14 protein-coding genes are annotated in these 14,778 nt (G+C 63.9%); 3 read left to right on the top strand and 11 right to left on the bottom strand.

Features of this window, described 5'->3' with window-relative positions:
- The first annotated feature begins 11 nt into the window (after positions 1–11).
- Positions 12–806, top strand: a complete 795-nt coding sequence (locus AC07SZ_RS14400; protein ID WP_056575957.1) for a hypothetical protein — start codon at positions 12–14, stop codon at positions 804–806.
- Between the two features lie 23 nt (positions 807–829).
- Here AC07SZ_RS14400 and ptsP read toward each other — a convergent pair whose 3' ends face one another.
- The 5 genes from ptsP to AC07SZ_RS14375 form a co-directional block, all read right to left on the bottom strand.
- Entirely contained in the window at positions 830–2,815 is a 1,986-nt protein-coding gene (gene ptsP / locus AC07SZ_RS14395) for a phosphoenolpyruvate--protein phosphotransferase (RefSeq protein ID WP_494914753.1), read from the bottom strand.
- Between the two features lie 162 nt (positions 2,816–2,977).
- Positions 2,978–3,358 (bottom strand): PTS glucitol/sorbitol transporter subunit IIA, encoded by a 381-nt coding sequence (locus tag AC07SZ_RS14390; protein ID WP_056575953.1) that lies wholly within the window; start codon positions 3,356–3,358, stop codon positions 2,978–2,980.
- Positions 3,359–3,385: 27 nt separating this feature from the next.
- The gene (srlE, locus tag AC07SZ_RS14385; RefSeq protein ID WP_056575951.1) at positions 3,386–4,390 is read right to left on the bottom strand and encodes a PTS glucitol/sorbitol transporter subunit IIB; all 1,005 of its coding nucleotides are present in this window, start codon (positions 4,388–4,390) and stop codon (positions 3,386–3,388) included.
- A gap of 17 nt (positions 4,391–4,407) precedes the next feature.
- The gene (gene srlA, locus AC07SZ_RS14380) at positions 4,408–5,169 is read right to left on the bottom strand and encodes a PTS glucitol/sorbitol transporter subunit IIC (protein ID WP_027054143.1); all 762 of its coding nucleotides are present in this window, start codon (positions 5,167–5,169) and stop codon (positions 4,408–4,410) included.
- 166 nt (positions 5,170–5,335) lie between these two features.
- Positions 5,336–5,773, bottom strand: a complete 438-nt coding sequence (locus tag AC07SZ_RS14375; protein WP_056575950.1) for a transcriptional regulator GutM — start codon at positions 5,771–5,773, stop codon at positions 5,336–5,338.
- 192 nt (positions 5,774–5,965) lie between these two features.
- On the opposite strand from AC07SZ_RS14375, the gene AC07SZ_RS14370 reads away from it, so the two are divergent.
- Both AC07SZ_RS14370 and AC07SZ_RS14365 read left to right on the top strand, forming a co-directional pair.
- Positions 5,966–6,607, top strand: a complete 642-nt coding sequence (locus AC07SZ_RS14370) for a hypothetical protein (RefSeq protein ID WP_056575948.1) — start codon at positions 5,966–5,968, stop codon at positions 6,605–6,607.
- Positions 6,608–6,712: 105 nt separating this feature from the next.
- Complete coding sequence (locus AC07SZ_RS14365) at positions 6,713–7,387, top strand: HAD family hydrolase (protein ID WP_056575946.1); 675 nt, start codon at positions 6,713–6,715, stop codon at positions 7,385–7,387.
- Positions 7,388–7,486: 99 nt separating this feature from the next.
- Here AC07SZ_RS14365 and AC07SZ_RS14360 read toward each other — a convergent pair whose 3' ends face one another.
- From AC07SZ_RS14360 to AC07SZ_RS14335, 6 genes are all read right to left on the bottom strand, one after another.
- Complete coding sequence (locus AC07SZ_RS14360) at positions 7,487–8,509, bottom strand: DUF930 domain-containing protein (protein ID WP_056575944.1); 1,023 nt, start codon at positions 8,507–8,509, stop codon at positions 7,487–7,489.
- Between the two features lie 256 nt (positions 8,510–8,765).
- Complete coding sequence (locus tag AC07SZ_RS14355; RefSeq protein ID WP_494915175.1) at positions 8,766–9,932, bottom strand: DUF930 domain-containing protein; 1,167 nt, start codon at positions 9,930–9,932, stop codon at positions 8,766–8,768.
- 105 nt (positions 9,933–10,037) lie between these two features.
- Entirely contained in the window at positions 10,038–10,781 is a 744-nt protein-coding gene (locus tag AC07SZ_RS14350) for a 5'/3'-nucleotidase SurE (protein ID WP_056575942.1), read from the bottom strand.
- The gene (locus AC07SZ_RS14345; protein ID WP_494915174.1) at positions 10,781–11,944 is read right to left on the bottom strand and encodes an MBL fold metallo-hydrolase; all 1,164 of its coding nucleotides are present in this window, start codon (positions 11,942–11,944) and stop codon (positions 10,781–10,783) included. The genes AC07SZ_RS14350 and AC07SZ_RS14345 overlap by 1 nt, the downstream gene beginning before the upstream one ends.
- A complete protein-coding gene (locus AC07SZ_RS14340) occupies positions 11,944–13,020 on the bottom strand; it encodes an ABC transporter ATP-binding protein (RefSeq protein WP_494914748.1) in 1,077 nt (358 codons plus the stop codon). Before AC07SZ_RS14340 ends, AC07SZ_RS14345 begins: the two co-directional genes overlap by 1 nt.
- Positions 13,008–14,711 (bottom strand): ABC transporter permease, encoded by a 1,704-nt coding sequence (locus AC07SZ_RS14335; RefSeq protein ID WP_494914747.1) that lies wholly within the window; start codon positions 14,709–14,711, stop codon positions 13,008–13,010. The genes AC07SZ_RS14340 and AC07SZ_RS14335 overlap by 13 nt, the downstream gene beginning before the upstream one ends.
- Positions 14,712–14,778: the final 67 nt, after the last annotated feature.

Below are 14,778 nucleotides of genomic sequence, written 5' to 3'. Positions count from 1 at the left end.
GGCAAACCGCGATGCTCCGACAAATCTCCGAAGACGTCCGCGTCAACCTGAAGGACCGGTTGCGGGAAGTCCGGGACATCATCAGGCAGAGCCGCCATGACGGCAGCGGCGACGCCAGCGTCCTGCGCGAGGCGACCAGTCATCTGCCGCCGTTTCCGGGCAAGGGCATCGAAGGCCTGCTCAGCCATGCCGCCAGCGCCGTCGACGAAGCGCTGTCGATCGCCGAATCCTTTGTCCCGCATGAGCGTCCGATCAAGGTGGACGGCACGACCGTAAAGGGCCTTGGCACCTATTTCCCGGCCGGAAACGAAGAGCGGCAGTTGAGCGCCGAGCGCCTCTTCCGGCGCGATATGTACTATCTGGCCAAGGCGGTGCTTGCCGGGCTCAAGGTCGAAAACGCCCGCATCCATGAAGCCGATTTCGCAGCCGCTCACGCCGCCATGCGAAAGCGCCATGCCGATCTGCTGGCGGCCCTGGCCGCGCCGGGTGCCGGGCTGCCGGCAATCGCGGCCACCTGCGCTGCGTTGCTGGTCGAGTTGCTCGGCCAGCGTCCGGTCCGCTTTGGCGAAGCCGCGCCGGAAATGGCGGGGGAGCGGGCCCTCGACATAAGCTGCCTGGCGCCAGTCGTTCTGGCCTGCGGCCTGGCGACCACCGGGCGTGACGGCGCGCCGGAGCCGGACATGCTGGAGATCGCGATCCTGGCGGTCGATATCCGTCATGACCGCATCCTGCAGGCCTGCGCCAAGGCAAGCCCGGTCGATGAGCTGACGCCTGTCTTCGCCACCTTGCTTGCGCATTTGCCGTAAGCCCCAGCAGCGCTTTCGGAAATCTATTCCCCGGCTATCATGGCCGTGATTGTTTTCTTGGCGCGCTGGATCGAGGCCGGGCTCATCGAAAGTTCGGTCAGCCCCATCTTCACGAAGGCCGGGATCAGGTCCGGTCGCCCGGCCGCCTCGCCGCACATGCCGACCATGATGCCGGCGGCGACGCCGGCTTTTGCCGTAAGCTCGATCGCCGACATGACCGCTGGATTGGTGACGTCGTTGAGCTTGGCCACGGTCGGGTTCAGCCGGTCGGCGGCCATGATGTACTGGGTCAGGTCGTTGGTGCCGATCGAGAAGAAGGCCACTTCCTTGGCCAGCGCCGGGGCGATCAGCACGGCGGCCGGGGTCTCGATCATCACGCCGAGATCGAACGTCGCATGCGGCACGCCTTCGGCCTTGAGTTCGGCGGCGCATTCATCGACCAGCACGCGGGTGCGCGTGACTTCCGAAATATCGGACACCATCGGCAGCATCACCTTGATGTTGCCGTGCACGGCCGCCCTGAGCAGCGCCCTGAGCTGACGCTTGAAGATATCGGGCCGGTCGAGGCACATACGGATGCCGCGCCAGCCGAGGAAGGGGTTTTCCTCGCCGGGAAACTCGATGCCGGCGATCGGCTTGTCGCCGCCTATGTCGAGCGTGCGCACGATGACCGGATAGGGATCGAAGGCCTTGGCCAGCGCCGCATAGGTCTCGGCCTGCATGTCTTCGGAGGGCAGATGCATGTGGCGCATGAACAGAAGCTCGGTGCGGAACAGGCCGACGCCCATGGCTCCGGCCTCCTGCGCCGCTTCGATTTCCTCGAGCGAACCGATATTGGCCGCGACCTCGATCACCCTGCCGTCGGCGCGCTTCGGCGTCACCGTCTTGAAGGCGGTCAGGCCGGCACGCTCGCTCGCCGCCGCTTCGACACGGCCGGCGAATTCGGCACGCGTCGCCTCGTCGGGGTCGATGATGACATGGCCGGTGTTGCCGTCGAGCGCCACGTCGCGAGCCGTGCGCAAGGCATTGATCTGGTCGCCGAGGCCCAGCACCGCCGGAATGCCATGCGAGCGGGCAATGATGGCGATATGCGAGGTGGCGCCGCCATGGCCGCAAATCACCCCGCCGATGCGTTTCAGCGGCGCGCGCGCCAGGTCCCAGGCGCCGATATCGTCGGCGATCAGGATGGCTCCCTGCGGAATGTTCTCGAGGCTGACGTCGTCCTGCCCAAGCAGGACGAGACAGATCTGCCGCCCCACGGCGTGAACGTCATCAGCGCGCGCATTGAGGTAGTGATCGTCGACGGCGCTGAAATCGGCGGCGATGGCGGACGCGGCGGTGATGACGGCCGAGATCGCGTCGTTGCCACCCTTGATCGCCTTCTCGGCCTCGCCGGTCAGGCTGTCATCGGCGGCGATATCCCTGAGTGCCGCGACGATGCCACGGTCTCCGGCCGACAGGCTGTCCTGCGCCAAGGCGCGATCCATGCGCGCCTGGACGGCGGCGACGGCGGCGCGGAACCTGTCGATCTCGCCGGGGATCTCTTCAGCCTGCAGCGTGCGGCCCTGCCCGGTGATATCAGGCGGGAAATGCGCGAAAGCCGGCCCGATCGCGACACCCTCGCTTGCCGCGACACCGCGCAGGCCATTCGCTTCGCCGGATGCCGCGAGCGCGGATTCGGCCGCTGGTGCGGCTGCCGCTTCCGGCCCGGCATCGTTGGCCGGGCTCTGCGGCCCCGCTTCGTCGTCGAGACCAGCCTTGGGGTTTTCGAGATAGCCGATCAGCGCTTCGATCGCCTCGATGGCATCCGCGCCGTTCGCCCGAACGGTGACTTCCTGGTTTTCCTTGACCGCCAGCAGCATCAGTTTGACCGAGCTCTTGGCGCTGACAGCCTTGCCGTCCTTGACCAGTTCGACATCGGATTCGAAACCCTTGGCGAGTTTGACGAACCGCGTGGCGGGACGGGCATGCAAACCTTCATGCACCCTGACGATGGTCGAGCGTTCCATGGCAAATACTCTGCTTTTCCCAGAGCTATTTCTGCCAGTTCACAGAAACGGCGAGATAGCTCTAACTCTTTGTTTTGACGCAATTCCGAACGGAAAACCGTTTCACACTTTTCCTGGAATTGCTCTTGGCGCCAAGACCGGACAGTCCCAGCGCGAGTGTGTTCAGGCGGCGATGGTGATGATCGCGCCTGTCTCCAGGGCGGCCACGAGGGCCTGGGTATCGACCCGCGATGCGCAGATCTCGCCCGGCCTCTCGGCCTCGGTGGCGCCGTTGAACGAGATGACGACATGGCCCATCTCGAGCACCTTGCTCCATGCGCTTGAGCCAACCGCCGTTATGACGGCTGAAACCGAACCGACGGTGATCGAAGCGCCCTTGGCGGGCGCTCCGTCACTTGGTCCCTGCTCCGTCTTGTGCAGGACGGAGACTTCCGCAAGCTCCGGCGGCGAGCCATCCGCGAACAGGATGAGCACGCCCCCTTCGGCAAGATCCGCCACTTCGGGTCCGATGGAAGTGACCCGTGTTCTCAACAGAACCGTCATATGGCGAACCTCATTTCCTTACTCTCTTTAAAACACGATCAGTGAGACGACCCAGGCGATCAACACCGAGACCGGGCCCATGATCTGGCGGCTGATGAGCACCGCCGGCACGCCGATTTCGATGGTTTTCGGCTTGGCTTCACCGAGCGCCAGGCCGACAGGCACGAAATCGCAGCCGACCTGGGTGTTGTAGGCAAACAACGCTGGCAGGGCCATCGCCGGCGAAATCGTGCCGTTGGCGATCTGCGGGCCGATGATGGCCACGCCGATGACCTGCGCGATGACAGCGCCTGGCCCCAGGATGGGCGACAGGAACGGCAGGCCGCAAATGGCCGAGATGATCAGCAGGCCGACGATGTTGTTGGCCAGCGGCCCCATCGGCTGGGCGAGCACATCGCCAATGCCGGTGTAGAGGATCAGGCCGATAAGCATGGTCACGAAGGCCATGAACGGCAGCACGTTGCGCACCACCTGGTCGATGGTACGGCGGCCGGAATTGAAGAAAATGCCGACCACCCGGCCCATGACGCGGCCGATCGAGCTGATCAGGCCGATCAGCCCGCCTTCGCTCGGCAGCGGCTGTGGCGCCGCGGCTGCAGTGTTGTTGCCTGAACTCATCGATGCTGCTCCCCCCGCGGTGGTGACCGCCTCGGACCCGTCCGCCATTGTGACGTTGGCCGGCTTCACGCCCGAAACGTAGATGTCCTCCGTGATGAACTGGGCGAGCGGCCCAGCCTGGCCGACCGGCGTCAGATTGACGGTCGGAATGCGCTTGCGCGGATAGACGCCGCATCGTGCGGTGCCGCCGCAATCGACGACGACAACCGCCATCTCGCCTTCGACCGGCGGCGCCTTGAAGCCGTCGACGGCCGTGGCACCGGTCATGTCGGCGATAAGCTGGGCCACGGGATGGATGCCGCCGCCGGTTACGGAGACGACCTTGTCGCGCTGCGCGGTCGGCTCGATGACGAGCGGGCCGCCCCAGCCGGTGGAACCCCGGGAGATCTTTACGGCTTTGTATGTCTTGGCCATGATTGTCCTCCCCGCCCTTACAGCTCGACGCCCTGGCGGCGTGCCATGATGGTGGTGATCCGCTCGGTCAGCATGCCCTTGAGCAGGATGACGACGAGGCCGACAATGGCGTACCAGATCGCCACCTTGACGTGGTAACCGGCGACGACGACGCCCTTCTTCTCAAGCTCGAGCAGAGCCACGAGGATACCGCCCCAGACGAAATATTCGCCGGGATTGATGTGCGGGAACAGGCCAAGCGGCGGATGCACGTAGGACACGGCCGCGTCATAGAAAGCCGGCTTGTGCTTTTCTTCCAGGAACGATCCGAACGTATAGGCCATCGGATTGGTGAGGAAGAACACCGCCAGCAGCGGCAGCAGCGTATAGCGGGTCAAGGCAATCCTGCCGGCGCCGCGCGCAAGGCCATGCACGCGCTCCTCGCCGACCAGTTCGGTGACGGCGTAGAAAGCGGTCATCAGCACCACCAGCGTAGGAATAATGCCGGTGACGAAGCCGGCGAACACTTCGCCGCCCTTCTGGAAGATGCCGATGAAGTACTTGCCGATGGCGGTCAGCCAGCCGAGCTGCTCTTCCTGCTGGACGTCCTTCAGCTTTTCCTTGAACTGGTCGACGGTGATGGGCCCGCTGTCTGCTTGCGCAAGGACAACGAGATGATCGGAAGCATGCTCGACGGCGAGCTTGCCATGCAATGCAGCATCCGAGACCATCGCACCTGCGACATGCAGATTGTGCACGGCCATGTCGGCATGCTGCGCCAACAACGAAAATACAGACATTTCTCCTCCTTATGCCGGTCGGCCGGTTGATCCCAGTCGGCGCACGGCGTCCTCAGAACATGATGCCGAAAAGTGTGAAACGGCTTTCGGACGACATCATGCTCTATCCCTTTGATTTAGAGGCGGATTCAGATTTCAGGTCGAACAGACCTGAAATCATCCGACTCTAGGCCCTTGCTACATTCAAGCCGGTTAGGCCCGGCTTCTTCCCCGGCTCCGACCGTGCTTTGTCGATCTGTTCGATCGCCCGCTTCACGGCCTCGGCCACACCGGGTTCCCCCTCCCCCATGATCGCAGGGTTGGACCGGAGTCGATCGAGGGGAACACCCTCGAATTCTTCATGTCTTTTGAACTTGGTGAAAACGGAACGGCCGCTCATCACCATCATGCGGCGCACGATCAGGTCGGGCGTCACCACGACAAGCGCGATGGTGCCCTTGGCCAGCCGGCCGCGAAAATTGCCGGCTCCGACGAAGCCATCCTTGTACTGGTCGGTGACGCCCCGGAAGACATCCGAATAGTGCCGCATCTGCAGCCAGACGCCGAGCGACTGCAGCGCCCACACAATAACCAGCAGAAGCAGTCCCCACTGCCAAATCGCCATTCGGTTCTCCTCCCGAAGCCTCGATTGCACCGCACCTTGGACCGGCGCGCGACAACAGCAAAGTGAGAACATTTGTTTCCGAGAATGTCAATATGTATGATATTAGCCTTGATCGCGGTCATCCACAGGACCGGCGGCCGATTTCGGCGGCGGCGCGGCTGTGCTAACCTGCCACCAAACGGGATGCATGCAATGGAACTGCCCTTCAGGGATGAACTGGCCCTCATGCCCGACCTGCGCCACCGGTTGCGGCAGTTGCGCTGGTTCCGCGCCACCTTCCGCGGCAGCGCCAAGGTGGTTTCGGACACGTTCGGCGTGCGTTACGAAATCGACGAGGCGAAGCTCACCCGAGCTTTTCTCGACTGGGTCGAGATCATGGAGGCGCAGAAGCGCTTTGCCGCGATAGACCGCGCCGACTTCATCGTCTTTGCCGCCGGCCTCGTGCTGCGCGAACTGATCAAACAGGCGCCGGCCAGGGAGATCTCCGGTCTCGCGCGGCTCATCGAGACGGATCAGAATGCCGGCACGCTGGAAATCATCCGCTTCTGGCCGGAAGGCTTCCTCTACACCAACTACTGCGTCTCGGTGATCTCAGCCATCTACGAACAGGAGTTCGGCACGGCGCCCAGCATCGACAAATGCGCCGACGACCTGCGCACCTGGTGGTCCTATCGCGAGAATGTCACTGAGATGCCGGCCTATGCGGTGGCTTTCCTCGACCGCTTCCTCGGTGCCGAGCCGAACTGGATCACGCCCGACCGCGCACAGTCGCGGCAAGCCATGCAGCGAGCGCTCGGGTCCTCCCGCGCAAGCGATGCCCTGCGCCAGCTTTGACTGCTCTTCGGTTTCGAGCCCCAGGCGCCTTCAGCCATCGCGCTATTGAACATTTGACTTTTTGCCGATAGCGATGTGCGGAAATTGACTTGAGGAGACAAGTGCGTGGCGCGACCAAGGCCTATCATTTTCGATTGCGACGGCGTGCTCGTCGACAGCGAGCCGCTGGCAGCCAGGGCCTATGAGCGCGTCTATGAAAAGCACGGCATGCCCGGCGTCCATGGCGGCATCATCGCCCAGTGCGTCGGCATGAAGCAGTCCGACATCATCGTGCGGATCAGGGAATTGACCGGCCACCAGTTTCCCGCCGCCGCCGACGGCGACATCTGGGCCGAGACCAAGGTCCTGTTCACCGAGGAATTGAAGCCGACCCCTGGCATAACAGCGTTTCTGGAAACGCTCGAGGGCGACCGCTGCGTTGCCTCGTCATCCTCCGTCGAGCGGATAAACCACAGCCTTGCCGTCACCGGGCTGGCGCATTTCTTCGGCGATGCGATCTACAGTTCCTCGATGGTCAAGAACGGCAAGCCGGCGCCCGACATCTTCCTGTTCGCCGCCGCCAGGCTGGGCGCCGACCCGGCCGACTGCATCGTCATCGAGGATTCCCCCTTCGGCATCCAGGGCGCGGTCGCCGCCGGCATGACGGCGATCGGCTACACCGGGGGCGGCCACACCTATGCCGAACATGGCGCGCGGCTGACGGCGGCTGGTGCCGATTTCGTCTGTGCCGACTGGCAAGAAGTTAGCCGGCAATTGTCGGGGCTTGGCGTGCCGGCCTGATCCAGGGCAATTCGAGGAAAAGTGTAGCGGTTTCCGTCCGGAATTGCGTCCGAACAAAGAGCAGAACAGTTCGGCGTTTCCGTGAAACGGTGAACTGTTCTAGTAGGGACTGGGTAATTTAAGACCGGCCCATTCGCTGGGCGGAATTGCTGCCCCCACACGGAAGTTGAAGGACAGCACCTTGGTCGCATCCGTGTCGACCTCGCAGCGAAAGCTCAGGTAGTACCATGCGGTTGTCGTGCTGAAGGCGACATCCGGGGCGTTTAGAATATTGCCCACCTTCAGTGGAACGGATGGCACCCATTTGGGAAAATAAGAGGCATCCAGCAGTTGCTGCTGCAACGCGCTGGCGCAAAGTCTGGCGGCACGCTGACCGCGAGCCACCCCACCCATCGAGGTCGTGGCCAGCGCATCGCCGGTAGCGCCTTGCGAATAGAGCTTGCGAACGCCTGGCAGACTCGAAGAGCGCTGCGATGCAGACTTCGAGGCCTTTGAGGGGCTGGGCTTCGGCACATTCGCGGGTTTGGGCTTCGGCGCTTCGGCTGATGTGGGAAGCTCGATCTCGCCGTCGGCAGCCAAAGGCGCTGGTGCCGCGCCCTCTTGCTTGGCGGCGTCGAGCGCCGCCTGCTTGTCTGCCTCTTGTTTAGCTGCCTCGGAGTCTGTCGGCGGGACAGGTTGGCTGTCCGCGGGCTTCGGCTCGGCCTGCGGCTTTGAAGCGTCATCCTTGGCCGGCGCCGGCGAACTGTCCTGAGCACTGGCCCCATCCAGGGATTTCCTCGGACCGGCATCCTTGTCGCCGAACTGAAAAACGGGCTTCAGGACCTCGACTGGCGGTGGCTTATTAGGCTGCTTTTCCGGCGAAGGTGGTTTTTCGACCTTCTGCTCAGGCGGTTTTTCAACCTTCGGCTCGGGTGGCTTGGGCGGCGGCACGGGAGCAGGTTTCGGTTTCGGCTGATCGGGCGGAGGCACGAGCGCGACATTGACCGGCTGCTCCTCCTGCGGCTTTTGGGGAGGAATTGGCAGGCCATAAATCAGGATCGCCGCGACAAGCACGTGCAGGATCAGCGATGCGGGGATGCCCCACAGCAGATTCCGACGCCGTTCTCGTGCCTCGTCCTTCATGCTGACCGATGTGGAATGAAATAGCGGCGGCTTCAAGCGTAAGCACTGGATTGACGCAAATTGGCTGCTGACAGCTTGTCGATTTTGGATCACCCCATCAGGGCAGCCCGAGCGCGATTGCCGCCGGCATGACGGCAATTGGCTACACCGGCGGTGGCCATGCCATGGCGCGCGGCTGACGGCGGCTGGTACTGATTTCGCCTTTGCTGACCGGCATGACGTTAGCCGATAACTGTCCGTGCTCGGCGTGCCGGCCTTAGTTCAGCGGATACTTGGTTAATCCAAGTCGCGTCCATTCGCCGGGCGGGATCAACGGTCCCACACGGAAGTTGAAGGACAGGACCCTCGTCGCATCCGCGTCGACCTCGCACCGGAAATTCAGGCTGTACCACGTTGTTCTCGTGCTGAAGGCGGACTGCGGAGGATTGAGGACATTGCCTGTCTTCAGCGGAATGGTCGGCACCCATTTGGGCGAATAATCGGCGCTCTGCAATTCCTGGTTCAGAACGTTGCCGCAAAGGTTGGCAACGCGCTGATCGCGCGGGACGTTGTCCATGGAGCTTGTGGCCAACGCGTCGCCGGTCGCGCCCTGCGAATAAAGCTTTCGGACGCCCGGAAGGCCGGAATACATCGGCGATCCGGCCGCGGTGTTCGCGGGATTTGACTTGCCTGTCTTCCCGCTTGGCGCCTTGAAGGCTTTTGCGGATTTGAAATTCATCGTCTTTGCGGGTTTGGGCTTTGCCTTTTCGGCTGAGGGTGGCGGCGCTGGCTTGTCGCCGGCCTGGGCAGCCAATGGCTTCGGCGCCACGACCGCCTGCTTTTCGGCGGTTTGCGGTGCCGCCTCCTGTTTGTCTGGTTGCTGTTTGTCGGCTTCCTCGGTCGTCTGCTTCTCCTCGCTTTGCGCGGGCTTGGCATCCGGCGGGGCGGTTACCGGCTTCTCGTCGGGCTTGCTGGACTCTGCCTTTTGCTCGGGATTTGCAGGAGGAGCGGATTGGGAGAGCGCGGGCTTCGGTTCGACTGGCGGCTTCGCGGCCTCATCCTTGGCCGGCGACGGCGCATTGGCTTGAGCGCTGCCTCCGTCGACAGACTTCTCCGGTCCGGTATCCTTCTTGCCATATTGGAAAACTGGCTTCAGGGCTGGAGTGTTCGCCGGCTTGGGCGGCTGCTCGGGCGGCTTTTCGACCTTGGGTTCCGGTGGCTTTTCGGTTTTGGCTTCCTTGGGCGGCGGCGGGGGAACAGGTTTTGGCTTTGGCTGATCGGGCGGAGGCACGATCGCGACATTGACCGGCTGCTCCTCCTGCGGTTGTTGGGGAGGCGGGGGCAGGCCGTACACCAGGAGCGCCGCGATCAAGGCATGCAGGATCAGCGATGCGGGGATGCCCCACAACAGATTCCGACGCCGTTCTCTTGCCTCATCCTTCACGCTGTTCGATTTGGAATGAAATGGCGGCGGCTTCAAGCATAAGCACCAGATTAGCGCAATTTGGCCGCTGACAGCTTGGTGATCTCGACGATCGAACGCAGAAGATCAGCCCGGAATCCCATCCAGAAACCGCTCATCCAGCCGCGTTTCGCCAAACCAGTTCAACCGGTTGATGCTGACGAAGCCGGCATCGATCGCCTCGTTCTCGTCGCCCGGCTCACTGGCATGGGCGCGCCCGCGCGGAACCGTGATGACCGTGCGATCGCCGTCGCTTTCCACGATTTCGGCGGTGCGGCCGATCTTGTCGCGGCCAATGCGCGGCTGGCGGATTTCAGCCGGCAAGGCGGTCGGCAGGTTGATGCTGAGCCAATGGCCCTCTGTCGCCCAATCGGCACGCGACTGCCACAATGAAGCGATCAGCGCGCCAAGCCACCGGTCGTCGCCGTCAGTGAAATCGGGGTTTTTCACCCGCGAGAAGCCGATCGCCGACACCCCCCAGAAGGTTGCCTCCCGGGCAATGCCAAGCGTGCCGGAATAGGCGAGGTCCTCGGCCACGTTGCGGCCGTCATTGACGCCCGACAGCACCAGATCCGGCTTCCTGGCGTCGGCGAACAGCCACGTCATCGCGCTCACCACGCAATCGGCCGGCGTGCCGGAGCAGGAATACCAGTTCGGCTTGACGCGCCGCATCGTCAACGGCCTGGCGATGGTCAGCGACGAACCGGCGGCGGTGCGCTTGCCGTCGGGCGCGACCACCCACACATCGTCGCTCAACCCGCCGGCGGCGTTGGCGAGGCGGGCAAGGCCCGGCGCCTCGATGCCGTCGTCATTGCAGATCAGGATTCTCATTATTTGCTTCCTTGCGGCACCATGATGCGCTGGCCTGTGCGGCATTGCGCGCGCAGTGACGGGATGTGGCTCTTGAGGTCGGCGAGAAGATCGGTGGTACAGGAATGACCGAGCGCTTCAGGCTCTCCCGCCCTCTCCCAGATCGCGACATTTCCCGACAGCGTCGGATGGGTCGGCATGCGCACCCAGTCGGCCCTGCCGGCTCTGTACAGGAGATCACCCCGAGAACCAGCCGGCAGATGCCCGGTGAGCAGCACAGGGAACCCAGCCTGATCTGCGCGCGGCAACAGGCGCGACGACGGCCCGGCCTCGCCCATGCCGTCATCGGCCAGCAACGGCAGCGAAGGCAAGGGATCGGCATCAGTCCAGTCGGCGGCACTTGCTAGCCGGGCATGCAGGCGTTCGGAAACCCCAGGCAACAAGGCCGCCGTGGCGCCAATCTGCCCTTCCAGGGAGGAACGCATGCCGGCATGGATGGCAAACGGGCCCGGCAGCGCGGCGATCAATTCCAGCGACCGCCCCGACAAAGGCGTCGGCAGGAGGCACCCCTGCGGATGCCTTGCCACCCATTCGGAAATTTCCCGCGCCCGCGCCGCCCCAGATACGGGATCGGCGCCGTAGGAGGCATCGAAGACCAGAAGATCGCAATGCGGGATCGTGTCCATAACGAATACATGGCTATCCGGCACCACATCGCCCGAATAGGCGACGCGGCTTTTCCCGTTGTCGACAGCGAACCAGACGCCGCCCACGACATGTCCCGACCGCCCGGTCCGGATCGTGAGTTTGCCACTTTTCAACGTGTCGCCGGGTTCGAAGATTTCGACACGATCGAGCGGGAACGGAAAGCGCCCGAGATCCTCCGGCTCGGCATAGGCGGCGAGCGTGGCCGGCGCCTCGTCGCGCGTTTCGGCCGTCATGAAGACCGGGCCGGCATAGCCGCGCGACAACAGCCAGCTTAGCGCGCCGACATGATCCTCGTGGGCGTGCGAGACAAAAAGCGCATCGATATCGCCGACCGATCCGCTGAGCGCCGGATAATACTCCGCCCCGGAAGCGCCAACCTTGATGCCGACATCGAGCAGGATGCGGTCGTCGCCACTGCTGACAGCGAGGCTGGTGCGGCCCTTCTCCCCAAAGCCGCCAAGCAGGTCCAGCATCATCACGATGCCGCCTCCGCCGGGATGAGCCATCCGGACCTTATCCGCAGCCGCGCCTGGGCCCCGCTCTCGAGCGTGACCGGGTCGGGCTGCTCGAAATGCAAGGTAAGCCCAGGGCCGGCGGCAGGCATGAATTCGACGCGCGCCGCGCCGCCCTGATAGATCACCCGCTTGACGAGGCCATCGAAGCCCGGACCATCCTGCGAGACATCGAGATCCGCGGACCGGCAGCAGATCCTGGCGCCCGCACGCGGTCGCTCGCCGGGGCGGCAGCGGACCACCAGCTCGGCTCCGAGAACCTTGACCTTGCAATGGCCGCCTTCTTCGCCCGTCAGGACATCCGCCGGCAGCAATATGCCTTGCGAGATGAAGGATGCCACCATTTCATTTGCCGGCTCATGATAGAGCTCGCGTGGCGTCGCCAGCTGCGCCAGCCTGCCGTGATCCATCACCGCGATGCGATCGGCCAGCGCCATTGCCTCGGCCTGATCATGGGTGATGTAGACGATGGTTGTGCCGGTGCGCTTGTGGAAGGCTGCGAACTCGTCCTCCATCGAGGCTCTGAGATGCACGTCGAGATTGGCGAGCGGCTCGTCGAACAGCACCAGCGAGGGCGCGGCGACAAGGCATCGCGCCAATGCCACGCGCTGGCGCTGGCCGCCGGAGAGATTGGCCGGCCGGCGCTCGCCCTGCCCCTGCAGATTGACCAAGGCGAGCGCGTCCTCGACCTTCTGGCGCGCAACCGCCTTGTCGAGCTTCGCCACCTTCAGCGAATAGCCGATGTTTTCGGCAACCGTCATGTGCGGCCACAGCGCATAATTCTGGAAGACAATGCCGACGCGCCGCTTCTCCGGCGCGACGCTGCCATCCTTGGCCGACACGACCTCGCTGCCGATGCGGATTTCGCCCGATGTCACCTTCTCGAAGCCGGCGACGAGCCGCAGCAAAGTAGTCTTGCCGCAGCCGGAGGGCCCGAGCACAGCGAGGAACTCGCCGTCGGCAACGTCGATCGAGACATCCTTCACCGCGTCGAAATCTGCGAAGCTCTTGGTCACATTGTCTAGGGTCAATCGCGCCATGGCAGAACTCCGCTCGGAAGATGAGGGGCAAGCAGATTGGTCACCAGCATGAGCACGAAGGTGACCGCGACCGTGATGACCGACATCGCCGCCGCATAGTTGGAATCGCCGCCCTGCTCGAAGGAAAACATCACCACGCCGATCGTCTCGGAGCCTGAGGACCACAGCAGTGCCGAGACGGTAAGTTCGCTGAGCGCCGTCATGAAGATCAACAGGCCGCCTGCGATCGCCGCCGGGGCGACCAGCGGAAAGACAATGGTACGCATGCGCGTGAACAGGCCGGCGCCGGCCACTTGCGCGGCCTCTTCCAGCGCCCTGTCGATCTGGTGATAGCCGCTGATGGTCGGCCGCAGCGCCAGCACCAGGAAGCGGGCGAGATAAGCATAGAGGATGATCCAGACCGTGTTGTAGAGCTGGATGCCGGTGAACGGGATCGGCCGCAGGAACAGCAGCAGCGAGGCGATCGCCAGCACCACGCCGGGCAAGGCATAGGGCAGTTCGACCGACAGGTTGAGCAGCCGCACCCAGCGTTGCTTGCCCCAGGCGATGAGATAGCCGACAGGCACGGCCACGATGACCGCGAAGAAAGCCGCCGCGATCGACAGCCAGAAACTGTTGAAGAAGGCGCGCTTTGCGGCATCGTGCTCGAACAGCACGAAACGGTAATTGTCGAGCGTCGCCGTCTTGGCGGTCAATGCGATGCCATAGCCCGGCACCAGCGAGGTCAGCACCAGCCCGAACAGCGGCAGCAACAGTACCAGCACGATCAGCAGCCACATGCCGGCCTGGACGGCGGGCCGCCAGCGGCCGAGTTCGTAGGGCTCAGCCGGCAGCGACGTCGAGGAAATGCGGTAGTCGCGGCGGCGGCTCATCACCTCCTGGGCAAGGATGCCGGCCATGGCGATGACCCCGATCAGCACCGAGAGGAACGCGGTTTCGCCGAGCACCGCCGGACCGCCGCCTGCCAGCTTCTGATAGATGAGCGTCGGCAGCACAAGATAGTTGGCGGGAATGCCGAGAAAGGCCGGAATCCCGAAATTGCCGACGCAGGAGACGAAGGCCAGCGCCGCGGCCGCCATGATCGACGGCGTCATCAAAGGCAGCACGATGGTGACAAGCACGGTGAACCAGCCGGCGCCACCGGCGCGTGCGGCCTCGACCAGTTCGCGCGGCAGCTTGCGCAGGCCGGCCCGCACCAGCAGGAAGACCAGCGGGCCGTATTGCACGCCAAGCAGCAGGATGATGCCCGAGGTCGAATAGAGCGGATTCTTCGTGCCCAGTGGCGGTGCGGCGCCGAACAGCTTGAGGAACGGGCTTGCCGGGCCGAACAGTTGCAGCCAGGCCAGCGCCGTCACCTGCGGCGCAATCATCAGCGGCATGACGTAGCAAAGCACCAAAGCGCCGCGGCCGCGTATGTCGGTCAGCGAGACCAGGACCGCAACCAGCGTTCCCGACAGCACGGCAAGCAATGTCCCGCCGATGCCGACGACCAGTGTGTGCCATGTCGCGATCCAGGTCGCCGGGCTTCTCAGCCCAGCCTGCACGGCCACGGTCGACAGGGTTCCGCCGGGTGCCACGATCTCCTTGACGAGGCGCAGCATGGGCAGCAGCGAAAGCAGCACGATGACGACCGCCACCGCCGCCGTCAGGGCCATTTCCTGCCCCCGGCTTTCCCTGACGCGTGTTGACATGATTGTGCTTCCTGGGATCGATCCGCCGACGCGGGGAATGCCGTCTGACCGGCATCCCCCGTGATTG

The organism is Mesorhizobium sp. GW821-FHT07A06, from assembly GCF_059419085.1.
The sequence above is the reverse complement of the archived record's forward strand: the minus strand, read 5'-3'. Positions and strand labels throughout refer to the sequence as shown.